General features: G+C 71.4%; 21 protein-coding genes and 1 CRISPR repeat array. Of the genes, 14 read left to right on the top strand and 7 right to left on the bottom strand.

Going from position 1 to position 23,208, the window contains the following annotated elements:
- Positions 1-32: 32 nt before the first annotated feature.
- The 7 genes from casA (at position 33) to cas2e (ending at position 6,956) form a co-directional block, all read left to right on the top strand.
- A complete protein-coding gene (gene casA / locus AB0D49_RS33730) occupies positions 33-1,862 on the top strand; it encodes a type I-E CRISPR-associated protein Cse1/CasA (protein ID WP_362765178.1) in 1,830 nt (609 codons plus the stop codon).
- A gap of 26 nt (positions 1,863-1,888) precedes the next feature.
- Positions 1,889-2,509, top strand: a complete 621-nt coding sequence (casB, locus tag AB0D49_RS33725; RefSeq protein WP_362765175.1) for a type I-E CRISPR-associated protein Cse2/CasB — start codon at positions 1,889-1,891, stop codon at positions 2,507-2,509.
- A 199-nt stretch (positions 2,510-2,708) separates the two neighbouring features.
- Positions 2,709-3,863, top strand: coding sequence for a type I-E CRISPR-associated protein Cas7/Cse4/CasC (gene cas7e / locus AB0D49_RS33720; protein ID WP_362765172.1), 1,155 nt, complete (start codon positions 2,709-2,711; stop codon positions 3,861-3,863).
- A gap of 107 nt (positions 3,864-3,970) precedes the next feature.
- A complete protein-coding gene (cas5e, locus tag AB0D49_RS33715; RefSeq protein ID WP_362765170.1) occupies positions 3,971-4,786 on the top strand; it encodes a type I-E CRISPR-associated protein Cas5/CasD in 816 nt (271 codons plus the stop codon).
- Between the two features lie 5 nt (positions 4,787-4,791).
- Positions 4,792-5,586 (top strand): type I-E CRISPR-associated protein Cas6/Cse3/CasE, encoded by a 795-nt coding sequence (cas6e, locus tag AB0D49_RS33710; protein ID WP_362765167.1) that lies wholly within the window; start codon positions 4,792-4,794, stop codon positions 5,584-5,586.
- A gap of 3 nt (positions 5,587-5,589) precedes the next feature.
- On the top strand, positions 5,590-6,681 hold the full coding sequence (cas1e, locus tag AB0D49_RS33705) for a type I-E CRISPR-associated endonuclease Cas1e (protein WP_362765165.1): 1,092 nt from the start codon (positions 5,590-5,592) through the stop codon (positions 6,679-6,681).
- Positions 6,678-6,956 carry a type I-E CRISPR-associated endoribonuclease Cas2e gene (cas2e, locus tag AB0D49_RS33700; RefSeq protein WP_362765162.1) on the top strand — a complete coding sequence of 93 codons (279 nt, stop codon included), beginning with the start codon at positions 6,678-6,680 and terminating at the stop codon, positions 6,954-6,956. Before cas1e ends, cas2e begins: the two co-directional genes overlap by 4 nt.
- 258 nt (positions 6,957-7,214) lie before the next feature.
- Positions 7,215-8,096: a CRISPR direct-repeat array (repeat unit 28 nt; unit sequence GGAACACCCCCGCCTGCGCGGGGCCGAC).
- A 696-nt stretch (positions 8,097-8,792) separates the two neighbouring features.
- Here cas2e and AB0D49_RS33695 read toward each other — a convergent pair.
- The 4 genes from AB0D49_RS33695 to AB0D49_RS33680 all read right to left on the bottom strand — a co-directional run bounded on the left by AB0D49_RS33695 (position 8,793) and on the right by AB0D49_RS33680 (position 10,660).
- Entirely contained in the window at positions 8,793-9,197 is a 405-nt protein-coding gene (locus AB0D49_RS33695; RefSeq protein WP_362765159.1) for a hypothetical protein, read from the bottom strand.
- Positions 9,198-9,336: 139 nt separating this feature from the next.
- On the bottom strand, positions 9,337-10,200 hold the full coding sequence (locus tag AB0D49_RS33690) for a DUF6415 family natural product biosynthesis protein (RefSeq protein WP_362765156.1): 864 nt from the start codon (positions 10,198-10,200) through the stop codon (positions 9,337-9,339).
- Positions 10,197-10,454, bottom strand: coding sequence for a hypothetical protein (locus tag AB0D49_RS33685; RefSeq protein ID WP_362765153.1), 258 nt, complete (start codon positions 10,452-10,454; stop codon positions 10,197-10,199). Before AB0D49_RS33685 ends, AB0D49_RS33690 begins: the two co-directional genes overlap by 4 nt.
- Positions 10,451-10,660: a hypothetical protein gene (locus tag AB0D49_RS33680; protein ID WP_362765150.1), complete on the bottom strand. Its 210-nt coding sequence runs from the start codon at positions 10,658-10,660 to the stop codon at positions 10,451-10,453. Before AB0D49_RS33680 ends, AB0D49_RS33685 begins: the two co-directional genes overlap by 4 nt.
- A 149-nt stretch (positions 10,661-10,809) precedes the next feature.
- On the opposite strand from AB0D49_RS33680, the gene AB0D49_RS33675 reads away from it, so the two are divergent.
- Both AB0D49_RS33675 and cyaB read left to right on the top strand, forming a co-directional pair.
- Positions 10,810-11,682, top strand: coding sequence for a helix-turn-helix domain-containing protein (locus tag AB0D49_RS33675; protein ID WP_362765147.1), 873 nt, complete (start codon positions 10,810-10,812; stop codon positions 11,680-11,682).
- A 15-nt stretch (positions 11,683-11,697) separates the two neighbouring features.
- Complete coding sequence (cyaB, locus tag AB0D49_RS33670; RefSeq protein WP_362765145.1) at positions 11,698-12,255, top strand: class IV adenylate cyclase; 558 nt, start codon at positions 11,698-11,700, stop codon at positions 12,253-12,255.
- Between the two features lie 847 nt (positions 12,256-13,102).
- Here cyaB and AB0D49_RS33665 read toward each other — a convergent pair.
- Positions 13,103-15,616 carry an SdrD B-like domain-containing protein gene (locus AB0D49_RS33665; RefSeq protein WP_362765393.1) on the bottom strand — a complete coding sequence of 838 codons (2,514 nt, stop codon included), beginning with the start codon at positions 15,614-15,616 and terminating at the stop codon, positions 13,103-13,105.
- Between the two features lie 167 nt (positions 15,617-15,783).
- On the opposite strand from AB0D49_RS33665, the gene AB0D49_RS33660 reads away from it, so the two are divergent.
- Complete coding sequence (locus AB0D49_RS33660; protein ID WP_362765142.1) at positions 15,784-16,650, top strand: hypothetical protein; 867 nt, start codon at positions 15,784-15,786, stop codon at positions 16,648-16,650.
- A gap of 10 nt (positions 16,651-16,660) precedes the next feature.
- On the opposite strand, the gene AB0D49_RS33655 is transcribed toward AB0D49_RS33660, so the two are convergent.
- Positions 16,661-18,049, bottom strand: a complete 1,389-nt coding sequence (locus AB0D49_RS33655) for a right-handed parallel beta-helix repeat-containing protein (RefSeq protein ID WP_362765139.1) — start codon at positions 18,047-18,049, stop codon at positions 16,661-16,663.
- A 96-nt stretch (positions 18,050-18,145) separates the two neighbouring features.
- On the opposite strand from AB0D49_RS33655, the gene AB0D49_RS33650 reads away from it, so the two are divergent.
- On the top strand, positions 18,146-19,309 hold the full coding sequence (locus tag AB0D49_RS33650; RefSeq protein ID WP_362765136.1) for a Dyp-type peroxidase: 1,164 nt from the start codon (positions 18,146-18,148) through the stop codon (positions 19,307-19,309).
- Positions 19,310-19,470: 161 nt separating this feature from the next.
- On the opposite strand, the gene AB0D49_RS33645 is transcribed toward AB0D49_RS33650, so the two are convergent.
- Complete coding sequence (locus tag AB0D49_RS33645) at positions 19,471-20,388, bottom strand: NADP-dependent oxidoreductase (protein WP_362765134.1); 918 nt, start codon at positions 20,386-20,388, stop codon at positions 19,471-19,473.
- 291 nt (positions 20,389-20,679) lie between these two features.
- On the opposite strand from AB0D49_RS33645, the gene AB0D49_RS33640 reads away from it, so the two are divergent.
- From AB0D49_RS33640 to AB0D49_RS33630, 3 genes are all read left to right on the top strand, one after another.
- Positions 20,680-21,513 (top strand): GNAT family N-acetyltransferase, encoded by an 834-nt coding sequence (locus tag AB0D49_RS33640; RefSeq protein ID WP_362765131.1) that lies wholly within the window; start codon positions 20,680-20,682, stop codon positions 21,511-21,513.
- Positions 21,510-22,415, top strand: coding sequence for a M15 family metallopeptidase (locus AB0D49_RS33635; protein ID WP_362765129.1), 906 nt, complete (start codon positions 21,510-21,512; stop codon positions 22,413-22,415). The genes AB0D49_RS33640 and AB0D49_RS33635 overlap by 4 nt, the downstream gene beginning before the upstream one ends.
- A gap of 213 nt (positions 22,416-22,628) precedes the next feature.
- The gene (locus AB0D49_RS33630) at positions 22,629-23,138 is read left to right on the top strand and encodes a hypothetical protein (protein WP_362765126.1); all 510 of its coding nucleotides are present in this window, start codon (positions 22,629-22,631) and stop codon (positions 23,136-23,138) included.
- The last annotated feature ends 70 nt before the right edge of the window (positions 23,139-23,208 follow it).

Here is a 23,208-nt window from a genome sequence, read left to right as displayed (position 1 = left end):
TCGTTCCATAAGAAAGGCTTGGGGGGACCAAGTTGTTCAATTTGCTGGATGAGCCCTGGTTACCTGTAAGGGGTCTCGGCGGCGACGGTTCCGCGGAGCGGAGTGCGGTCCCTTCCGGAGTCGTGGAGGAAGTCGGGCTGCGTCGCCTTCTTCTGGAGGCCGACCGGTTGCAGGACCTTGTGGTCGACCTGCCGACCCAGAAGCCCGCGATTTTCCGTCAGGTGCTGCTTCCCGTCGTCACGCACGCACTCGGCCGACCCGCCAATCCCGCTCAGTGGGTGGAGATGTTTCGGGCCGGTGCCTTCACGCCCGAGCAGCGGCAGAAACTCGTCGGCTATCTGGACGATCACCATCACCTCTTCGACCTGTTGGATTCCGTCGACCCCTTCGCGCAGGTTTCCGGACTGCACACGGCCAAGGGGGAGACGAAAGGATCGGCTCTCCTGGTCGCGACCGCCGCGACCGGGAACAACGTGCCCCTGTTCTCCTCCCGCAGCGAAGGCGACCCGCTGGAGCTGACGCCCGCGCAAGCCGCGCGCTGGCTCGTGCACACCCACTGCTGGGACACCGCCGCCATCAAGACCGGTGTCGTAGGCGATCCACAGGCGAAGGCAGGAAAGACGACCGGCAACCCGACCGGACCGCTCGGTCAGTTGGGCGTGGTGATGCCCATGGGACGCACCCTGTACGAGACGCTCCTGTTGAACATCCCCTTCGGGCAGGCGTCGCTGTCGGACGACCTGCCGCAATGGGCACGGCGTGCGCGGGACGGCAGGGTCGAGGACACCCTGTCGTGTGCCACCGCCGCCTGGCAGACGCGGTCGGCTCGGGGGCTGCTGGACCTCTGGACCTGGCAGTCCCGGCGTATCCGGTTGATCCCCGAGGAGACCCCCGCCGGGACCCGTGTCACCCGAGTCGTCGTGGCGGCCGGCGACCGGCTCACCGTGACGCCCACCGATGAGCCCCACACCACCTGGATCAGGGACCGCCCCGTGTCCCGCGCCAGGAAGAGCGCTGAGAAGAGCACCACGCAGAGCGCCACGAGGAGTGCCAGGACCGCGGCGCCGACCGGCGAGCGGCCCCGGCGGCATCAGCCGGGGCGAGCCGCCTGGCGTGGCCTCGAAGCCCTGCTGGCGGTCGAGAGGATGGCCGCGGACCCCGAGGCGACCGCCAGCCGTGCCGGTTTCCGGACCAGTGTTCTGCTCACATCCCTCAGCGAAACGCTGGACCGGCTGCCGGAGGCGTATCCCCTCCAGATCGAGCTGACCGGCATCACGTACGGCAACCAGTCCGCCGTCATCGAGGACATCTTCTTCGACGAGATCCCGCTCCCGGTGACCGCACTGGACCTGGACGGCATCGTCTACGGCACGCTCCTGGCCGCTGTCGAACAGGCCGAGGCACTGGCCGCGGCCGTCAACAGCCTCTCCGCGGATCTTCGGCGGGCCGCCGGCAGCGAACCGATCCCCTGGGACAAGGGACAACGCCCCGGCGACACCCTTCTGCACGCCCTCGACCCGGTCGTGCGGCGGCTGCTGGCCGGTCTGCGCATGGTGGGAGAGGACTTCGACGCGTCCGAGCGCGGGCTCGAAGCCTGGGAGGAGAAGGCCGAACGTGCCACGTGGAAGGTGGCGGAGCAGGTCTTCTCCACTGCCGCGCCCGGCCTGTTCACCGGCCGCTCGGCGAGCAAAGGAAGCAAGGACGGCAAGGACGGCAAGGACGGCAAGACCTACGTGTACCGGCTGAGCACCGCGGAGCGGAACTTCCGCGACCGTCTGGACGCGGTCCTCACCCGCCGCGCGGCACAGCGCAAGGGCCGATGGGCCATGACTCCGAGCTTTCCGGCTCCACTTCACGCCTGATGGCTTTCTGACGGAAGGGGACCGCAGTGTCCACCACCCCGCAGCACGGCACCACCCCTGCCGACAGCCCCGACCTCCGCCGCTACTGGACGCAACGCGTGGACAGCAGCGGTGCCTGGCGCACCCAGCGGACGAACGGGACGTCCCTGCGGCCCCCCGGCGAGGACCTGGCCGCGCTCCGTTCCGGCCTGGGGCGACCGGCCGGCACCGTACCCGCGCTCTGGCGCTTCTACACCAGCCCCGTCGACGGGCGGGTGACACCGGAACTGGAGGCCGAACACGCGGCCCTGTCGCTCTACGGCCTGCACCAGCAGAGCCAGAGCCGCCCCATGCACCAGCCCGGCAGCCACATCGGGACCGCACTGCGGACCCTGCACCGCGGCGGACGCTTCAGTGAGGAGGCCGTCGACCGGCGTGTCGCGGCGGCGGTCCATGCCTCCTCGGTCACCGCTCTGGTCTACCGGCTGCGCGGACTGGTCACTCAGCTGCGCTCCGTGGACGCGCCGCTCGACTACGACCGACTGCTCCAGGACATCACACGCTGGCACTACGCCGAGTCCCGGCAGAGTGTCCGCCGGGACTGGGGGCTCGCCTATCACGCGTGGAACGCCCGTGGTGGCAAGGAGTCACCCGAGAAGGCGCGCTGATGGCGCCGAGACGCCCTCCGGTGAGCCGACCGGTCCGACGCGACCGGTTCCGGCTCCCTCGCAGGTAGTCGGCGTTCCCGGCCGGCACCTCGTCCGCGACGTCCAGTCCAACCCACGGGACAGCGGTCCGTCAGAGCCGGCCACCTCTTCCCCGTACCCATGCCCTTGCTGTGCCACTGACCGAACCGCTGGAGGACCCATGGCGGCGCCCGAGCCCCGCACCTATATCGACGTGCACATTGTGCAGACCGTGCCCCCGGCCAACCTCAACCGGGATGACCAGGGCAATCCGAAGGAGGCGTACTTCGGCGGGGTGCGCCGCTCCCGCGTCTCCTCGCAGGCGTGGAAGCGCGCCACCCGGACCCATTTCAGCGAGCGCCTTCCCGAGCAGGACCTCGCCACTCGTACCCGGCGGATCGGCAAGGCGCTGGCCGGGCGGATCGCTGTGATGACCGGCCTGGACGACGAGGCGGCGAACCGCCTGGCAGGAGCACTTCTGGCGCCCTTGAAGATCAGCGCGGGCAAGAAGGAAGGCGACTCCGCCTATCTGTTCTTCTACGGCCGCCGCCAGATCGACGCCGTGGCAGCCCTGATCAAGGACAAGGCGGCCGAACTCGTCGCCCTGGACGACGAAGAACTGGCCGCCGAGATCAAACAGCTTCCTGTCCAGGAGAAGTTCAGCACCGGGCACCCCATGGATGTCGCTCTCTTCGGACGCATGGTCGCCGACATCCCCGCGCTCAACGTCGACGCGGCTACCCAGGTCGCGCACGCGCTCTCCACCCACGCGGTGGAGCTGGAGTTCGACTACTTCACCGCGGTGGACGACGAACAGAAGAAGGGAGAGGAGACCGGTGCCGGCATGATCGGCACCATCGGTTTCAACTCCGCGACCCTCTACCGCTACGCCACCGTCGGCCTGCACCAGCTCGTCCACAACCTCACGGATGAGGAAGCCGCGGTGACCGCGGTCGAGGAGTTCCTGACCTCCTTCGCCCGCTCCATCCCCTCGGGATACGCGAACTCCTTCGCCCACCGCACCCTGCCCAGCCTCGTCGCGGTCACCGTACGGTCCGACCAGCCCGTCAACCTCGTCTCCGCCTTCGAGGAACCGGTCACCGGGTCCGCCGGAATCGCGGCGGCCTCCGCGGCCCGGCTGGCGTACGAGCACGCCAGGGCCGTCAGCGCCTGGGGCGACGCCCCCGCCTTCACCGCCCTGTGCCACACCTTCCCCACCCCCGGCGACACCGCCGAGCTGCTGGAGCACACCTTCGGCACAGCGGTCTCCTTCCCCCACCTCCTCAAGGGCGTGCGCGCCCATCTGACCGACACCCTCAAGCAGGCCGCCCGATGACCCCACCGCCCGTCCCACAGCAACGGGACCGCGACCGAGACCGCGACCGCGACCGCGACCGAGACCGCGACCGAGACCGCGACCGAGACCGGGATCAGGGGCATGCGGTGCTGCTGCTCCGCCTCGCCGGTCCGCTCCAGTCGTGGGGCTCACGCAGCTCCTTCAACCGGCGGGAGACCGGATCGGAGCCCACCAAGTCCGGAGTCATCGGCCTGCTGGCCGCGGCCTCCGGACGTGCCCGCGAGGACCCGCTCGACGAACTTCTGCCCCTGCGCCTGGGAATCCGTGTCGATCAGCCCGGAACCCTGCTGCGCGACTACCACACCGTCAGCGACTACCGGGGCCGTCCCTTGCCCCAGGCCGGTGTGAACGCCAAGGGCATCCAGAAGCCGACCTCCCCCGCGAAGAACACGCATGTCACCGTGCGCTACTACCTCCAGGACGCGGTGTTCGTCGCCGCTGTGGCGGGGCCCCGCCCGTTGCTCGACACGCTCGACCAGGCGCTCTGTGCCCCCGCGTTCCCCCTGGCCCTGGGCCGCCGATCGTGCCCTCCCACTCAACCGCTCCCGCTCGGTGTACGCGACGGAAGCATCGAGGACGTACTGCGGGAGGAGCCCTGGCAGGTGTCCAGGCGGGCCCGCGAACGGTACGCGGCGGAGTGGGGCCGCGAGCGCCGCCTCGGCCATCCCCTCCACCCCGCCAGGGTGGACCGCGCGGTCACCGTGGAGGACCCGGACGGGGACGACATCCTCCACGACGCACCCGTCTCCTCCTCCTTCCATCCGCACTCCCGTACCTTCACCAGCCGACGCGTGCGGCACGGCTGGCTGAGCATCCCCACCGGCTTTCCCGTGACCGACGACCACCCCACCGGCTCGGACGACGAGGCCGGACACGACCCCTTCGCCCTGCTGGGCTGGTGATCGCCATGGCCTATCTCTCCCGTATCCGTATCAACCCGCTCCGGGCACAGAGCCGTCTGCTGCTCGCCAACCCCCGCGCTATGCACGGTGCCGTCATGGGGGGCACCCCGGGAGCGGCGGACGGCGCGCGCATCCTCTGGCGCCTGGACGCCGACAACCCCCACCGCCCCCATCTGTTCGTCCTCACCAGCTCCAGGCCGGACTGGACGCATGTGATCGAGCAGGCGGGCTGGCCCGACGCCGACGGGGAACACGTGGCGGTCCGCGACTACGCTGCTCTCCTGGGGCAGATCGCCACCGGCCGCGAGTTCGCCTTCCGCCTGACGGCCAGCCCCGTCCAGAACACCCAGACACCGCACACCCCCACCCCCGTTCAGGCGGCCCGGCTGTCCGCCCGTACGGACAGCGAGCTCGTACGCGGCTTCCGGCTCGGGCACCGCACGGCCGCCGCCCAACTCGGCTGGTTCCTCGACCGCACCGAACGCTGGGGCTTCGACATCCCGGCATCACGCACCGACCCCCCGGCGCCCGGCCTCGACGGCCCCGAGCCGGCAACCCCTCCGGGGCTCGCGGACATCGACCCACCGCGCGAGGTCCGCATCATCGACCGGCAGCGCCACTCCTTCACCAAGGGCGGCAAAGGTCCCCGCGTCACCTTCCACAGCGCCACCTTCGAGGGACGCCTCCGCGTCACCGACCCCACGGCTCTCACCACCCGGCTCCTGGAGGGCATCGGCCCTTCCAAGGCGTACGGCTGCGGCCTCCTCACTCTCGCCCCCCTCCCCACGCGGAAGGACTGAGCCATGGCCGAGCCCTGGTGGAAGGCCGACCCGCACGACCTGCACCGCGTCGTGGACCGGGTATCGAGTGTCTACGTCGAGCGAAGCCACCTCGACCGCGACGAGAACGCCGTCGTCGTCATCAACAAACGCGAAACCGTACGCGTACCGGCCGCCATGATCGCCGTCCTGCTGATCGGCCCCGGCACCCGTGTCACGCACGGCGCCATCCGCCTCTTGGCCGACTCCGGCACCGCGGTCTGCTGGGTCGGCGAGCAGGGCGTACGGATGTACGCGGCCGGCCTCGGCCCCAGTCGTGGCGCGGGCCTGCTCCACCGCCAGGCATGGCTCGTCACCCGGCCCAAGGAACGCCTCGACGTCGCCCGCGCCATGTACGGCATGCGCTTCCCCGGCGAGGACGTGTCCAAGGCCACGATGCAGCAGCTGCGGGGCCGTGAGGGGGCGCGCTTCCGCAAGCTCTACCAGGAACACTCGCGCCGCAGCGGTGTGCCCTGGGACGGCCGCGTCTACAAGGCCGGAGACGCCTTCGCCGCGGGCGACGACCTCAACCGTCTGCTGTCCGCGGCCAACGCCGCGCTCTACGGCATCTGCCATGCGGTCGTCGTCGGCCTCGGCGCCAGCCCGGGTCTGGGCTTCGTCCACACCGGATCGGCGATCTCCTTCGTCCTGGACATCGCCGACCTCTACAAGGCCGAGTACACCGTCCCGCTCGCCTTCGACCTCGCCGCCCAGGGACTCACCGACGAGCGGGACGCCCGTATCGGCCTGCGCGACCAGATCGCCGAGACGAAGCTGCTGGGCCGCGTCGTGCACGACGTGAAAGCCCTCTTGAACCCACCGGACACCGACTTCGACACCCCGGAGACGAGTGAACTGTGGGACGAGCGCCGAGGATCGGTCCCCGCAGGGGTGAACTGGGCCTCCGATGCCCACTCCGGTGGATCACGGGATGCCGCTCCGCCCGCAGGACCCGAGCGTCCGGGACGGGGCGTCCCCGCAGTCGTCGAGGCGGGTATGGGCGAACAGCACATCACCGTCATCGGACCGGAGTTCGACGAGCCATCCTCCCCGGAGTCACCGGAGGGCGCCCCATGACAGTGATCGTCCTGATCGCCGCTCCCGAGGGGCTCCGCGGCCATCTCACCCGCTGGATGGTCGAGGTCAACGTCGGAGTCTTCGTCGGCAACCCGAGCCGCCGTGTCCGCGACCGCATCTGGGAACTCCTCGCCACCCGGATCGGCGACGGCCAGGCAGTCCTGGTCGAGCCCGCCTCCAACGAGCAGGGCTGGGCAGTCCGGACAGCGGGCCGCGATCGTTGGCGGCCGGTCGACTTCGACGGCTTGATCCTCTCGGCACGCAATCGACGCTGATCGGACACCTGAGGCTCGGGTGACGGGGAGGGGAATCGCCCTGGGCGGGGCGGGGCGGGGCGGGGCGGGGTCTGGGCTGGGCCTGGCCTGGGCCTGGGCCTGGCCTGGGCTGGGCTGGGTGCCTGGCCCAGCCACTTGGTGAGGTCCGCCGGTGCGCGGTGCTTGATGCGCGCGGTGCACGGCAGGGGCTTTTCGGCCTAGTGAACTCGGTTTGGGAGCTGACCTGCACGTGCGCCTGCGCGGCATCGTGGCTGTCGGGGACGGGCCCCGACTGGGCGGGGCCGACACGCGCTTCTCGGAGGGATTTCTGCGTGCGCGGTGAACACCCCCGCCTGCGCGGGGCCGACACAACACCCCAAAAAACCCATACCAGACACACAGGAACACCCCCGCCTGCGCGGGGCCGACTGGGACAGCGGCATGGACGACCCGAGCACGTCCGGAACACCCCCGCCTGCGCGGGGCCGACGCCCTGGCGGCGCTGCTGGTCGCGGAGGCGCAGGGAACACCCCCGCCTGCGCGGGGCCGACATGACCAGGACCCTGCCCTTCCTCTACGGCCTGGGAACACCCCCGCCTGCGCGGGGCCGACGAGCGGAACGCCCCACTGGATCATCCCGAGCACGGAACACCCCCGCCTGCGCGGGGCCGACATGTCAACGAAAACAGTGGTCCGCTCCACCCACGGAACACCCCCGCCTGCGCGGGGCCGACGGCTGCCACACGGCAGCGGCCTCGACCCACGCCGGAACACCCCCGCCTGCGCGGGGCCGACCCGGGGCCTGTCCTGGTATGGCGGCATCCGGTGGGAACACCCCCGCCTGCGCGGGGCCGACGGCGTAGGATTCCGGCTCGTGGCCGACATCGACGGAACACCCCCGCCTGCGCGGGGCCGACACCGCGACCGCCGACGACGCCGACGGCAACCAGGGAACACCCCCGCCTGCGCGGGGCCGACTGCGAAAGACCTCGACCGACTGACGCCCCACGGGGAACACCCCCGCCTGCGCGGGGCCGACGGTCTGCAATGATGTGGCCACGGTTGGCCTCTCGGAACACCCCCGCCTGCGCGGGGCCGACTCCACTGCGACGGTGAGCGTGTCGAACTGATCCGGAACACCCCCGCCTGCGCGGGGCCGACACTTCCTGACCTGCTCTTCTTCCAGCGGTGAGCCCTGTTTTCATTTAGCGGGACTCGGGTGAAGTGTTGCTCTGGATGAACAATGATGTGCGATCACCCGCTTGCTGATGATGCTGACCCTGGTCTCCCTGGTCACCTTACTGAACCGGGTTGAGAGGGCGTCCTCTTCGCGTGAGCGATGCGTGAGTGGACCTGGTGGCACACTTCGCGCCCAGACGGATCGCCCCGCGACGCGGATGTGCTCTGACCTGGTGGGTCCGGAGTCGTTAGCACAGTGCAGTACCACCTGGCACGCTTCGGCCAGGATTTATTCCATTGGTCGTGGGTTCGAGTCCCACAGGGCCTACGGATCGACCCCAGGTCAGTCAGAGGGCATCTGAGCTGGGGTCGATGTCGTTTTCGGGGGCTGATGACCGTTGGCCGAGCCAGGGTCCCTACTGGGCGGGCTGGCCGCTACCGGGGCAGGTCTCCCGGGTACCCGCCCGCTGATGGTGCGCGGCCGGCTGTCCGGGCGCAGCTCCGACGCCTGCGCCGCAGACGGAGCATGAGCCCGAGCAGCGGCCGGGATCGAATCGGGTGCCGGGGCGGTGGTGCAGGCATTCCATATCAGGCTCCTCACGCGTGTGGTGGTGCTGACTGGGTGTGCTGTGCAACCCCCCCCGGCGCGGACCGGGGTCGGGCCAGGCTGGGGAGGGGCTAGAGCTTCCGCACGAAGGCGCGGGCGGTGTTGTGGAAGAAGACGGTGACGCCCTCGTTGTCGGGGCGGGCGCCCTCGCGGGTGGACCAGCGTTCGATGCGGGCGATCTCGGGGGACTCCGCGCGACCGATCGCGGCGGCGAACCAGCCTTCGGTGTTGTCGCCCGGCTTCGGCTCCGCCCAGGTCGCGGGGGTGCCTTGCTGCGGTTGGTCGTCGTGCTCGTGGCGCTCGCCGTCGGCGAGCTGGCCGACGATCCCCCACCGCGTCTCCTTGCCGTCCACCACCACGACCAGGCCGTTGGGGATCTTCGTGTCCCCCGAGTCGGCGAGGGTCTGGACCTTGGTGACGCCCGGGGTGCTCTTGAGGGTGTCGAGGGCGAAGGCGGCGAATCGGCGGGAGCGCATGGGCATCAAATCCTCTCGGGGCGGACCGAGCCAGTCTAGGAGCGGCCCGCCGCCGACATGCCGGGGGCCGCGTGGGGCCGTCCGCCCCGGGCTCGACCGTCCGAGGGAGCCCGGGGCGGGGATCAGCACCGCCCGCCCCTCACCGTCCTGAGGGGCGAGCGACGGTCCATTCGCTGCCCCGTACCTGCCGCGGCGCGTTGAACGGTCTTGGTTCGGCCTGGCAGAGGCCGATGTGGGCGTAGGAGCGGTAGAAGCCGGTGTATCCCTCGCGGATGCGCGGGACGACCTGGTGGTTCGCGATCAGCAGGGCGCCGGAGCAGCGGACGCAGTACGGGGGCCGGTCGGTCACTGCGGCGCGAGCGTGTTCGTGTGCTTGGGCGAGAGGTACGGCCGTGGCGCAGCGGTCGGCGGCGCAGACCCAGCACGTGTCGGCGTGCCGCTGCCAGTCGAGGTAGGTCCGCAGCGCGTGCCGACGGACGGTCCAGCAGCGTTCGCAGGCCGAGGGAGCCTGCTCGCCGACGAAGGCGAGGCGATGCATGGCGCCGCTGGCGGCTGCCCCCACGCCGCACCAGACGCACGCCTGCCCGGTGCGCTGGTGCGCGGTCAGAGTGCGGAGGGCAGGCATGTCGTCGGTGAGCTGCTGGGTTTCCAGTGCGGCCGTGTGACGGTCGCTGGTGAGGTTCTCGTAGTGGTCGCACAGGGCGTGGACGGCGCGGGCCAAACGCTGCGCGTGGGCGAGCCGGGCGGGGAAGGGGCCGGATGGGTCGAGGTTGAGGCGGCGGCGGGCTTCGTGTGCGCCGGCCATCGCGCAGGCGCGGGGGATGTCGTCCTCGGGGAGGCGGGCGGTGATCTGCTCGATCTCGGGGATGGTGAGCATGAGGTGGCCTCGGAGCTGGAGGACTAGCGTCTCCAGGTCGCCCTCGTTCGGTAGGGGTGTGTCCTTGCTGAGGAGTTGTTGTACGGCCGCGCGCATGGTCTGGATGTCCAGCGGGGCGGTGGTCATGCTGGGACCTCGCTGGAGGGGAGGGGGGTCTGCATCCGCTGCTCGGTGTGCTGTCGGCAGGCGCGAGGAAACCAGTGGCTGTCGTTGTGCTGGCGCTCGCCGAGGTCGATCGCGGTCTCGACGGTGAGCGGGTCCTCGGTGGGGTCCCAGACGCAGACGGCGCCGCGCGTTTGGGCGTCCGTCAGGCACTCCAGCAGCGGGAGCGCGAGGAGGTCGAGCACCCCGGGCGGGATGTCATGGACGGTGCTGCTCACCGCAGCGCACCCGTCTTGCGGTGGACGGGGCAGGCGCAAGGCTCCAGCCGAGGGAACAGGTCAGGCAGCGGCTCATGGCCGCGCAGGACGACCACGGTCGCGCGGGGCGGGCTCACCACTGTGCCGTGCCGGTCGACGGTGTACACGTCGATAGTCAGTTTCGCGCCCGGTGGGCGCTGTTGGGGTGGGATTGAGCCGTCGATCATGTAGACGCTCCTTGAAGCGTTGGCCACGCCCCGGGGCCGAATGCGCGGTCGCCCGGGGCCTTGCTGATGTGGCCAGGATCATGTGACGCACGGTGATTACTCGATCCCCCAGCGGTAATCTCACCGTGGGATGCATTCCTATCCCGATCATGGATATCGAGGGCGGCACTGTGGGCACACCACTGGCACCGATCGAACTGCCCGGCTGGGCATGGGAGCGCGCCGAGGTCCGCCAGGCTCTACGAGCGCGCGACATGGGCGCCGTGTTCCGGTACGTGCAGCAGTACACGGGAGCGAGCCAGGCCCGCATTGCCGCCGCGGCCGGGATGACCCAGGCCCGGGTCAACGAGATCATCAATGCCCGTCGCGAGGTGTCCCGACTTGATGTGTACGAGCGGATCGCCGACGGACTGCGTATGCCCGACGACGCTCGCCATCTGCTTGGCTTGGCCGCGAGCCGTGAGAGGCGATCGGGCGGCGCCGCGTTCGACCTTGTGGCGTTCCCCGAGGTCGTGCGCGTGTACGCCGCGCAGAGTTCCGTGGCGGAGGAGATCCAGCAGCAGGCCAGGGAAGCGCGAGAGCTGGATGTGCTCGCGGTGCGCGGGCTCGGGCTGATCGCGCTGAACGACAGCCTGCTGAGGGCCTGCCTGCCACGCGCGCAGGACGGCAACGCGCTGCGGGTCCGGATAGCGCTGCTCGATCCCGACTGCGATGCCTTGGTGCGCCGGGCGGCCGAGATCGGAGAGTCCGCCGAATCCCTCGCGGGTGGAGTGCGGTTGGCCGAAGCTCGGCTGAAGGAACTTGCCGGGGCACTCGACATCGGTGTGTGGCGCTACCAGACGCTGCCCACTTGGCGGTTGATCCGCACCGACTCCACCCTGTTCGTCGGCGCATTCGACGCTGGATGGGAAGGGCACGAGTCAGCTACCTACAAGGTTATGGCGACGTCCCACGGGCCGCTGTTCCGTGGATTCCGAAGAATGTTCGAGGCAATCCTTGCCGACGGGCGACGCACAGTGTGACGAGGGGAGACGGCCGTGATCGAGGCCGAGTTGAAGGCGCGAGTCCGGTCGCCGGAAGCGGTCATGCGGAACCTGGAGAGTCGCGCCGCGGCCCGTGTCGAGGTGTACCAGGACACGTACTACGACAGGCCGGACCGGTCGCTGGACGCGGCCGACGAGGAACTGCGGGTACGGACCGTACACGGGGTCGGCGACTCTCGAACGATGCTGACGTTCAAGGGCGCCGCCGTGGAGCAGGCATCCGGCTCCAAGCCCGAGCATGAGACGTCCGTGCAGGACCCGGGGGCGGCGCACGCGATCCTGCGCGGTCTCGGCTACGTGCCGCTGATCGCGTTCGAGAAGCGGTGCCGGAACTATGAGTTCGAGGCGCATGGCCGGAAGATGCTCGCGACCCTCGTCCGCGTCCCGGAGATCGACGGGACGTTCCTGGAACTGGAGACGCTGGTGAATGAGGGTGGTGTCACTGCCGCGCTGGTCGATGTCCAGGCTGTCCTCGCTGAGCTGGGGATTGGGCAGGATGATCTGACTCGGGAGACGTACACGGCCGCCGTTGCCGCCCAGCGCGGCGGCTGATCCAGGACTCAACGCCTGGGTGATACACCCCCGCGTGCGCGGGGACCACGAGCGTGAGGGACCCTCGCCCCTGCCACGTCTGGGACGACCCCCGCATGCGCGGGGACCACTCTTGGGGACGATTCGACTGGCGCACCGTCGCTGGACCACCCCCGCCTGCGAGGGGACCGCAAACCGGCCGCGACCGTCGTCGACACCGAGAAGGGACCACCCCCGCGTGCGCGGGGACCGCGATCGCACTTGAGGTCGCCGGGAATCTGGCTAGGGACCACCCCCGCGTGCGCGGGGACCGCCTCGACGCGCTGCGCGAGGAGGCCATCGCCGCGGCAGACCGGGGACCACCCCCGCGTGCGCGGGGACCGCACGCCCTCCGCCTTGAGGATCGCGAGGAACCTGGGACCACCCCCGCGTGCGCGGGGACCGCCCGATGATCTGGCTCGGGATGCCCTCCCCGACGGGACCACCCCCGCGTGCGCGGGGACCGCAGGAGCTGAGCTGCGCCTTTGTCAGCGTGAGGTAGGAATTTTACCCACTCTGCCAAACTTCGACCTAACGGACATTTCTCTCCGCGTGCTCCTTCGGCGGTCGTCAGCTGCCTACTCCCCCTCGCCGCCCACTCCATTCTTGCCGACGGACGACGGAGGGCTCCCGCCCCGTTCGCGTGGGTCCGGGCCGGGGCTAGGTACCCGCACCAGCCACCACCACTCCCCTTCCGGCCTTCCGGCCTTCCGTCGGTGCCAGCGCACCGCCCCCCAGCCGCGCGAAGGCGTCTCCCCCGACGCCCCCGTAGGGGCCACAAGCCGACGGGCCGGTGCGCAGCGCACCGGCCCGTCAGGTTCCTCTCACGTCAGCGATGTCTCGCCCGCCGTTGGCGGTTGACGAGGACCACTGTCGTGCCCGCGCCGAAGAGCAGCGCGGCCAGGGCGAGGGCGCTTCCCAGGCCGGACATGCCGGTTTCTGCGAGGCCGCCGCCCGGACCGTTCGGTGCCGGGGTGTTCGGGCCCGGCGTCGGGGTGTCCGACCCCGTGGGGGTCGGGGTCGGGGTTGGAGACGGGGTTGGGGAGTCCGTCGGGGTTGGGGACGGAGTCGGGGACGGGGATTGCGGGGCCGGGATGTGGACGCCCGCGTCGATCGTGTGGTCGACGCCTCCCGGTCGGTCCGGGGCCGTCACCGGTGCGTAGCCGTTGCAGAGGCGGCCGGACGTCGGTGGGGTCACGTTCGAGTCGTGGACCGTGTCGTCACCGGCGCGCGGCAAGGTGAACCGCAGGTCGGTGGCGGCCGGCTCGCCCGGCACCTCGCTGGTGTCCGCCGTGCACACGTCGAACTGCACCGTGTACTCGGCGCCCGGAGTCAGTTCGTACTCCGCGCCCACGCCGCCGAAGTAGTACTCGCCGGCCGCGTCGGTCTTGGTCGTGGCGACCTGCTCGCCGTCGGCGTCCAGGAGGTTGATCGTGGCGCCCGGGAGCAGGACGTGGCCCGGGTCCTGGATGCCGTTGCGGTCGCCGTCGTACCAGACCACGTTGCCGATCTGGATCGGGGCGTTCTCCGCCGCGTACGCGATGTCGCCGAGGCCGCCGGCCTTGCCGAAGCCGTTCTGGTTCGGGCCGACGAACTCGTACGCGTTGTTGACCGGGTCGTTGCCGGGGCCCAGGCCCGTGGCGACGTCGTAGTAGCCGGTGCCGCTGGTGATGACGCGGCCCGTCGGGTCCATCTGGGTGCTGATGATCCACTGCTGCTGCGGGATGTAGGCGACCGAGCCGAGCGCGGACTCCTGGTGCGGTCCGGGCTGGGTGGCGGAGCCGCCGTTCGGGAAGAAGTCACCCGGGAAGTACTCGTTGACGTCGGCGGGCTGGACGCCGTCCAGGGACGGGTCCGTGGCGTGGTCGGGGCAGATCCCGGTGCCCTCCCAGTCGTACCCGCCCTCGGGCTTGGCGCAGGCCATGTTGATGTCGCCGCCCGCCATGCCGTTCTGCGGGTTGTCGATGCCCGGCCTGGGGTCCAGACCGCCCCAGCTGACCACGTCCATGAAGCGGTCGCGGAAGCCGAGGATCAGCGAGCCGTCACGGGCGAAGGCGATACTGCCCAGCGCCGGCTGCGGGTTGATCATCGCGCCCTGGACGTTGAAGCTGTCCCAGTCCTCCAGGTCCGTGTTCCACGGGTTCCAGTGGGTGACCTGGTCGTAGTCGGCACGGCCGCTGAGCACCGCGCCCCGCTTGAAGTCCAGCGGCTGGGACAGCACGGTCGTGAAGTCCTCGCCGTCGTACGTGGCGACGACCGCCTTCAGATCCGCGCGGTTCTGTGTGCTCTCCGCGCTGCACACCCCGCCCACCCACAGGCGGCCGTCGTGCGCGGCCACGCTGTACGGGCGCCAGTCACCGGCCGTCGCACAGCCCGGGTCGGGGATCGGCACGGTCTCCTCGGGCGCCGAGGCCGTCGGGCCCGTCGCGTCGAAGCTGACCAGGGAGCGGGTGAGCAGGTTCACCGCGTAGAGCGTCGAGCCGTCCTCCGAGAGGGCGATACCGCCCACGCTCTCCTTGCCCGGGGCGTCCGTGAAACCGGCGTCCTTGATCAGGTTGCCGGTGTCGTGCTCGGTCTCCGCGGCGTCCGGGACCGTCGCGAAGAGGGTCGGGGCACCGCCGCCGGTGGTCGGCGTGAGGTAGATCGCGCCGCCGCCCTCCGGGCCGTACTCCGTGTACCGGCGGGCGAACGCCGACTGGAAGATCTGGTCGCGGAACCGGTCGTAGGCCAGTCCGTACGTCGTGCCCACCTGGTCCTGGGTGTTGAGGACCTCCGGGCACGCCTCGTCGGTGGGGCAGGTGCCCCGCGCGTCCGTCCCGAACGCCACCAGCGCCCGGGTGTCCGTACCGCCCGCGCCGCTCTGCACCGGCACGAAGTAGCGGGACTCGGGCAGCGCGTAGTCGGCCGGGTTCCAGACGCCGGTGGTCACCGAGTCGTCCTTGCCGTCCGACACATCCACGAAGGAGGTGAAGCTGTCGAAGTGGTTCTCCCCCTGGCTTCCCGCGGTCGAGGCCGGTGCCGGCCGCAGATAGTCGGAGTACGGCTCCGGGACGGTGACGTCGACCCGGTACTTGCCGCCGGTCAGCTCGCTCGACGGCGGGACGACGACCCGCCCGGTGGCGTCCGTGACGCCGGTGACCCGGTTGCCCTCCAGGTCGATGACATCGACCCGCATTCCGCGCTGAGGGACGTCCATGGTCGTGTTGATCACGCCGGTGCCGAAGAAGTCCCGCAGGACCTCCACGGTCAGAGTGCCGTCAGGGGCCGCCGCTCCGGCCTGCCCGGCGCCGGTCAGGACCGTACCCGCGCCGCCCCCTACCAGTAGCAGGCCGGACAGCCCCATCCGCAGTAGTACGCGTAATCGCATATCGCTCCTTTACCTCGGGCTAAGCACCCGCAAATCCCGCAACTTCCGCGCAGAGACTACAGTTGACGGAGCGTCATGTCTGCCAACCGCAGAGTTTGAGGGGGTCTCCGGGAGTGCTGTTACGAACCCGCGGGGTGCGGAGCATGTGGAGCGGCGGAGCGCGGGACTCCGGCACGCCTGGTGTCAGTGGAGCGGGCGGTGGCGGGAAGCGGACCCCGCGAGGGCGCGAGGCGGCCCGGCCCAGGCGTCGGTGGTCGCGATTATCCCAGGTCATAGCTGTTGTCGGGGGGCTGCTGGCTGCCTCGGGCATCGCCTTCGTCCTGCTCGGTGGTGACGAGAAACCCCAGCCGCGCGCGCTCACCTCGGACGAGGTGAACCGGCTGTCGGTCACCCGCTTCCTCAACTATCAGGCGGGCGGCCGGGCGGTGACCCTCACCGTGCCCGGCGTCTCCGGCGGGCTCGTCGTCACCGCCTCCGTCGACTACCGCACCCACACCGGGTACGGGGTCGTGCGCGGGACCGGGCGCGAGGCGTCCAGCAACGGGCTGATCCGGTGGACGGCCACCGATGTCGCCGTCCGCCCCATGCCCGACCCCCCGGCCCTCGCCCCGGCGTCGCCGCCCGCCGCCGGCTGGCACAGCCGTCCGCTCCAGACCTCCGGCATGAGCCTGGACAGCGCCCTCGCCATCCTCCTCGACCTCGGCAGCGACCGGCCGGACAACTCCGCGCTGCTGTCGCAGAACGGCGCCGCCTGGATCGGGCGGGAGGAGGTGCGCGGTCATCGGACGGATGTCATGAACGGGCCCCGTGCCGAAGCGGACACCGGCGGTGGTGCCGGTTCCGGGGGGCGTGGCGTGCGCTACTGGGTCGGGGGCGACGGCACCATGTACCGGGTCGAGATCGACCTCGCCTCCGCGTCCGAGCCCGTCGTCCTCGACTTCGACACCCACGACCACATCCGTGTCCCGGCGTTGCCCGACGCCGCGCCGGGACCGCGGCGGCCGTCGTAGCAGTGGCTGTTTACGACGTCCGTACGTGTGCGCTTCCGGCCAGCAGGGCGGGCGTGGGCAGTTCGATGTCCGTGATCTTCGGTAGGTCCGGGGTGTCCGGTACGACGGTCGGGCCGGTCGTCGCCGCCTCCGGGAACTCCGGCTGCGGGGCGGGCGCGGCCACCTCGGTGAACGGGATGCCCGCGGGGGGCGCCGGATACCGCCAGCTCCCTGAGGGGGAGGCGGCGGTGGTCGGGCAGGACGCCGTGGACGCCAGACCGGCGGGGACCGTCGTGCGCAGTTCGTTGCCCTCCAGGCAGTTGCCCCGGCCCCGGGTGGCGGTGGGGAACGTCCAGCCGACGTCGACGCCGTTGGCGGTGAAGGTGTTGTCCGTGATCCGGTTGCGGTCCGCCGTCAGGTCGGCGGTCGCGGTGATCACCAGCCCGGCGTTGGTGTGGCCGGTGACCAGGTTGCGGACGAAGCGGTTGTCGCTGCCGCCGTCGACACCGATGCCGATGCCCCAGCCGCCGTCGGCCTGTTCGGGGGTCTTCCGCTGCTGGTTGTCGGCGATCAGGTTGCCCGCGATCACGGCGTCGCGCTGCGGGAGCAGCTTCTCCTGGTGGTCGGAGTTGGTGGTCAGTCCGACCCGGTTGCCGGTCAGGCGGTTGCCGACGACATACATGTCACCACTGGCGTTGGTGCCCTCGTAGCCGACCGCGTTGAGTTCGGCGATGTTGTCCCGCACCACGATCCGGCACGGCCGGCACTGGCCGACATAGATCCCCGAGTCCGCCCCGCCCGAGGCGTAGGAGTACTCGATGACGCCGTTCTGCGCGGAGAACGCGTAGATGCCGTACAGGCCGTTGCGGGTCGCGGTCACATGGGACACCAGGAACGACTTCAGCAGCGTGACGGGTTCGTCGCCGGTGTCGTAGCCGCCGCTGCCCGGCAGGGCGTCGACCGCCGCCGCCGAGCCGGTGATCAGCACCCCGTTGTGCGTGTTGTTCCGCACGGTCAGGTTCTGCACGGCCACCCCGGGCGCCGATACGACGATCCCGTTCGGCCGCCGTACCTCGCCGTCGATGACCACACCGGACCGGGACGTGCCCCGCAGGGTCACGCGCTCCGTGTCGATCCGTACCGACTCGCGGTACACGCCCTCGGCCACCAGCACCAGGTCGCCGGGGCGGGCCAGGGACACCGCGTCCGAGATGGTCGGGGCGTCGGCGGGTACCCGGATCGTCACCTGTGCGCCGTCCGGGCGCCGGCCCTCGCCCCCGCCCTTGCCGTCGTCGCCACCGCCGCCGCAGCCTGTCGTCAGCGTCAGCGCCAGCGCGCCCACGGCGGCGGTCGTCGCGCGCAGAGCTAATCGGGATCGGGACGGGGACGGAGCGAGGGACCGAGGTCGAGGCAGAGGCATGAACTCAGTCTGGCACGGCGTCAGATATGCGGTCGGGGCAGCCAACTCCTCGCGATAGGAGGGTTCTTGGGCGGTGGGTGTGGCACTGTACGCAGCATGTCTCGCGCCGACCGTCGCCCGTCACGCCGTGCGTTCCTCGACGCCACCGGTGTCACGGTGGCCGCCGGTCTCCTCGCCGGATGCTCGGGGGACTCCGGCACCTCCGGCACCTCCGCGACCCCGTCGTCGCCCTCGCCCCCGTCCGGCGCGGTCGCGGTCACGGGGCGGCACCAGGCGGGCGTGCTCCTTCCCCAGCGGGCCCAGCCCCATCTGCTCGCCCTGGTGGCCGACCTGGACGCCACCGCCGAGCCCGGTCCGCTGCTCGCCGAACTCGGTGAGACCGTCCGCGCCCTGACCGCCGGTTCCGACCCGCGGCTGCTGGGACTGCCCCCGGGCGATCTGACCGTGACCATCGGCGTGGGCCCCCGGCTGGTCCGCACGGCCGGTGCCGCACTGCCCGGCGCCGCCGACCTCCCGGGCTTCACCCGCGAACGGATCGACTCCCGGGCGCGCGGCGGTGATCTGCTGCTCCAGATCTGCGCCGGGGACCCGCTGCTCGTCCCGATCGTCGCCGTCGCGCTCCTGGACCAGGCCGGGGACCGCCTCGGCGAGCGCTGGCGGCAGTTCGGGCGGCGCGGTACGGAGGTGCCGGTGGCCGGGGAGCGTTCGGCGCCGCGCAACCTGCTCGGTTTCGTCGACGGCATCGTGGGCCCGCACACCAGCGCCGAGCAGGAACGCGATCTGTGGCTGGCCGGTCCGCCCGAGGTCGCGGGCGGCACGCTGGCCGTCGTACGGCGCATGGAGCTGGACCTGACCCGGTTCGCCGCGCTGTCGGTCGCCGAGCAGGAGGCGGTGTTCGGGCGGCGCCGGGCCAGCGGCGTACCCCTGTCCGGCGGTGACATCGCCTCGGCCCCCGGACTCGGCGCCAAGACGCCCGAGGGGCGCTATCTCGTGCCGGTGGACGCCCATGTGCGGCGGGCGAACCCCACGGTGGTCGGCGTCGGCCATATGCTCCGCCGCTCCTACAGCATCGACGACCCCGCCCCCGGTCTGCTCTTCATCAGCTTCCAGAACGACCTGCGGACCTTCACGGCCACACTCACCCGCATGGAGACCTCGGACGCGCTGCTGCCCTTCACCACCACGACCGCGAGCGGGACCTTTCTGATCCTGCCCGGCCATGGTCCGCGGCGCCCGCTGGGTTCCTCGCTGTTCGGCTGACCCCCACATCACCGCGGACGGTCCCGGCGGCTCCGATCACCGGAGGAGGCCGGGCGGCTCAAAGGTCCAGCCGACAGCTCCCGACAGCTCCCGGCAGCTCCCGGCAGGTCAAAGGTTTCAACGGCTCAGCGGCTCCGCGGCTCCGCGGCAGGCTCAACCGCTCACGGTACGACCGTGATCTTGCCGGTCACATGCCCCGCCCGGCTCTCCTCCAGCGCCTCCCGTACCTCCCGCAGGGGATAGACGCGCGAGACGGGCACGTCCAGCCGCCGCTTCCCGATCAGCTCCAGGATCTCATTCAGGGCCGGGACCGTACCGTCGCCGCCACCGCCCGCGTGCAGGATGATGCCGGTGTCGGCGGCGTCGAACGCCACCAGCGACAGCACCCGCCCCGGCCCTCCGGCCAGCTCGATCGCGCCGGGGATCTCCCCGCGCCCCGAGGCGTCGAGTACGGCGTCCACCCCGCCCGGCGCCAGTTCCCGCACCCGCCGTTCCCAGCCGTCGCCGTAGGTGACCGGTTCCCCGCCCAGGGACCGCAGACGGTCGTGGCTCTCGGGACCGGCGGTGCCGATCACCCGCGCGCCCCGGGCACGCGCCAGCTGCACGGCGAACGTGCCGACCCCGCCGGTCGCCGCCAGCACCAGCAGGGTGTCGCCCGCGCCGACGCCGAGCCGCTGGAGTGCCGTCCAGGCCGTCCCGCCCGCCATGGCCAGACCTCCGGCGACCTCCCACGGGACCGTCGCAGGGCGCGCCACCAGCGTCGCCGGATCGGCGAGCGCGTACTCGGCGTACGCCCCGGTCAGCGGCGCTCCCAGCACCTCGTCGCCGGTCGCGAAGGCGGTGACGTCCGGTCCGACCGCGTCCACCACCCCGGCCACATCGCTGCCCAGCCCCGCCGGGAACTCCACCGGCATCTGCTCCTTCAACATCCCGCCGAGGATCTTCCAGTCGGCGGGGTTCACCCCGGCCGCCCGTACGGCCAGCCGCACCTGACCGGCGCCGGGGACCGGCGGCGGCACATCGACGACGTCCAGGGCCTCGGTGGTCCCGTACTCGGTGAACTGCGCGGCGAGGGACATGACGGCTCCAAGGGCTTCGGTCGTTCGGTCGTTCGGTCGTTCAACGGGTCGATCATCCGGACGCCGGGGGGATCGGTGCGGGCGGCATTTCCACGCTAGGTCCAGGGCGGGTGCGGCGCACGTGGGACGGTCCGCGGCGGCGGGGGACGGTACCGCTGCGCACCCGTGCGGCGGCTGCGTACCCGTGCGGCGGCTGCGTACCCGTGTGGCGGCTGCGTACCCGTGCGGCGGCTGTCAGTCGTGCGCGGTTTTTTACCGTGGTTTTCTGTACAAGGCAGCAGATTCTGCGGTGTGGACGCCGACCGAAACGCCCTCACCGCATCGAGCCCCGGCCCCCGGCGACGCCCTCGCACCGGTTCCGTCGGCCCGGTGGTCCACGTCGTCCCGCCCGGCCCGCCCGTTCCGCCCGGACGCCCGGTGCTGCGGCCCATGGCGGCCGACGACCTGCCGTACGTCGTCGGGGAGCATCTCGCGCACTTCCCGGAAGGGTTCTTCGCCCGGCTCGGCCGCCGCTATCTGACCGCCTACACCCGCACCTATCTGACCGGCCGCGACGCCCGCGCGTTCATCGCCGAGTCGGACGGCGTCCCGGTCGGGTTCCTGGTCGGGGTGACGGACCCGGCCGCGCACCGCGCGCACCTCCTCGCCGTGCACGGCCGCGGTCTCGCCCTGCGCGCCTGCGCCGCGCTCTGCGTACGGCCCCTGCTCGCCCTGCACTTCGTCCGCACCCGGCTCGGCCGCTACGCCCGCGCCCTGCTGCCCGGCGTACGCCCGCCGCGGCCCGCCCCGGCCACCGCCGGCCCGGACGACGGCCCGCACGCCGTGCTCGCCCATGTCGTCGTCAGCGCCGACCACCGCTCGTACGGGCTCGGCGCGGCGCTCGTCCGGCGGTTCCTGGACGACGCGGCGGCGGCCGGGTGCGCCCGGGTCAGCCTGGTCACCGCCGCCGGGCCGGGCGGCGCGGGCCCGTACTACGAGCGGCGCGGCTGGCGGCGCACGGGCGAGCACCGCACCCCGGACGGGAGACTGCTGCTCACCTACGTCCATGACCTCCCGCTCGCGCCGCCCGCGCACGCCTCCCGTGCGCCGCGCCTCCCCCTGCCCCGCCGAGGTACCGCACCATGAAACGCCCCGCCCGCCGAACGGCCCCGTTCGCCCTGACGGCGGCCCTTCTGCTGGCCACCGCCGCGTGTACGACCACGGAGAGCCCGGATGCCACCGATCCGGAGACCGGGTCCGTGCCGGAGACCCCGTCCGTACGGGAGACCCCGTCCGTACGGGAGACCCCGTCCGTACGGGAGACCCCGTCCGTACGGGAGACCCCGTCCCCGTCCCCGTCGGCGCCCAGTGCGAGTCCCAGTCCCTCCCCCTCCCCGAGTGTCAGTCCCTCGCCGTCCCCCACGTCCGCCGCCGCCGACGCCGTCGTCCGCGCGGTCCCGGACGCGCAGTGGGACGCGATGGTGGACGCCGGGATGGTGCGGAACGGGTGTCCCGTGACCTCGGCGGACCAGCTGCGGCGGGTCGAGGTCAACCACCACGGGTTCGACGGACGGGTCCACCGCGGCGTCCTCGTGGTCAACGCGGACACCGCGCGGAGCGTCGCCCGGATCTTCACCGCGATCTTCGACGCCGGGTTCCCGGTCCGCAGTATGCGTCCGATGGAGGAGTTCGGCGGCGACAACACCGCGAGCCTCGCCGCCGACAACACCGCCGCCTTCAACTGCCGTCGGCCCGACCAGATCAACGCGCCCGCCGCCGAGTCCCCGCACGCCAACGGCCGCGCCATCGACATCAACCCGGTGGAGAACCCCTGGAAGGACCTGCGCTGCGACTGCTGGCAGCCCGGCGCCGCACACCGGGAGCGGACCACGGGCGAGGGGAAGATCCTCGAAGGCGGCGCGGTCTGGCGGGCGTTCGACGCCGAGGGCTGGGTGTGGCAGGACATCGACGTACCGGACTACATGCACTTCGACACCGGCTATCCGTCCCGCCCGCTCGGGAGGACGGAACGTCCGCCGGAGGGCTGAGCGCCCTGCTCCGGGCCCCGGTTCTGCCTCCTGCCTCCGGCTTTCTTGCCGGATGCCCCCGCTCGGCGGGTCGGCCTACGGCACCAAGTCGCCGGAACATGGCATCAAGAGCGCATAAACATTGCCGGGATCAGGCAATGTCTGAGCACGGCCACCCGTGTCAAGATTCCATCAAGACGGAGATCAGCGGCACGGGGGGCGGGGGTGGCACGGATGGCCTGGTTTCTTGGAATCGGCATAACGGGGGTCGTGCTGCTCACGCTGTCGCTGATCTTCGACGGGGTGGTGGACGGACTGCTCGACGGGGCCCTGGGGAGCGGCCTCGACGGGTGGTTGTCGTTGCCGGTCGTCGCCGGGTTCCTGGCGATGACCGGTTTCGGCGGAGCCATCGCGCAAGGGGCGCTCGGACTCGGAGCCGTGCCCGCCGCAGGCGGGGGAGCGGTCCTGGGGGCCGGCACCGGTTGGCTGACCTACCGGTTCAGTCAGGCACTTCTGCGCGATCAGACCGCCGTGACACCCACGGGGGAGGACTTGATCGGTACGTCGGGGAAGGTGGTCACGGCCATTCCCGCCGGCGGGTTCGGCGAGGTGCTGCTACGGCTCGCCGGACAGCCGGTCAAGTTCGCGGCCCGCAGTGACGGGCCGGTGGCACGCGGGACGGAGGTCTGGGTGGAGGCGGTGCCGACACCGACCTCCGTCCTCGTCCGCCCGGTCGACCCCTGACCTCACCCGCTTCTCAACCGATCCTCAACCGTTTCCGCTAGGACGTCGTGCGAACGACGTGTCCGGGGGT

The sequence above is a fragment of the Streptomyces sp. NPDC048290 genome, from assembly GCF_040652095.1.
GTDB lineage: Bacteria > Actinomycetota > Actinomycetes > Streptomycetales > Streptomycetaceae > Streptomyces.
The sequence above is the reverse complement of the archived record's forward strand: the minus strand, read 5'-3'. Positions and strand labels throughout refer to the sequence as shown.

Bases quoted from the DNA above. Each gene is read 5' to 3' on its own strand.
- cas7e (WP_362765172.1), top strand. From the start codon at position 2,709: ATGGCGGCGCCCGAGCCCCGCACCTATATCGACGTGCACATTGTGCAG.
- cas2e (WP_362765162.1), top strand. From the start codon at position 6,678: ATGACAGTGATCGTCCTGATCGCCGCTCCCGAGGGGCTCCGCGGCCAT.
- AB0D49_RS33645 (WP_362765134.1), bottom strand. From the start codon at position 20,388: ATGTCCCTCGCCGCGCAGTTCACCGAGTACGGGACCACCGAGGCCCTG.
- AB0D49_RS33635 (WP_362765129.1), top strand. From the start codon at position 21,510: ATGAAACGCCCCGCCCGCCGAACGGCCCCGTTCGCCCTGACGGCGGCC.
- AB0D49_RS33675 (WP_362765147.1), top strand. From the start codon at position 10,810: ATGGATATCGAGGGCGGCACTGTGGGCACACCACTGGCACCGATCGAA.
- AB0D49_RS33690 (WP_362765156.1), bottom strand. From the start codon at position 10,200: ATGACCACCGCCCCGCTGGACATCCAGACCATGCGCGCGGCCGTACAA.
- AB0D49_RS33680 (WP_362765150.1), bottom strand. From the start codon at position 10,660: ATGATCGACGGCTCAATCCCACCCCAACAGCGCCCACCGGGCGCGAAA.
- AB0D49_RS33630 (WP_362765126.1), top strand. From the start codon at position 22,629: ATGGCCTGGTTTCTTGGAATCGGCATAACGGGGGTCGTGCTGCTCACG.
- cas1e (WP_362765165.1), top strand. From the start codon at position 5,590: ATGGCCGAGCCCTGGTGGAAGGCCGACCCGCACGACCTGCACCGCGTC.
- cas6e (WP_362765167.1), top strand. From the start codon at position 4,792: ATGGCCTATCTCTCCCGTATCCGTATCAACCCGCTCCGGGCACAGAGC.
- AB0D49_RS33665 (WP_362765393.1), bottom strand. From the start codon at position 15,616: ATGGGGCTGTCCGGCCTGCTACTGGTAGGGGGCGGCGCGGGTACGGTC.
- AB0D49_RS33695 (WP_362765159.1), bottom strand. From the start codon at position 9,197: ATGCGCTCCCGCCGATTCGCCGCCTTCGCCCTCGACACCCTCAAGAGC.
- AB0D49_RS33650 (WP_362765136.1), top strand. From the start codon at position 18,146: ATGTCTCGCGCCGACCGTCGCCCGTCACGCCGTGCGTTCCTCGACGCC.
- AB0D49_RS33655 (WP_362765139.1), bottom strand. From the start codon at position 18,049: ATGCCTCTGCCTCGACCTCGGTCCCTCGCTCCGTCCCCGTCCCGATCC.
- AB0D49_RS33660 (WP_362765142.1), top strand. From the start codon at position 15,784: ATGTGGAGCGGCGGAGCGCGGGACTCCGGCACGCCTGGTGTCAGTGGA.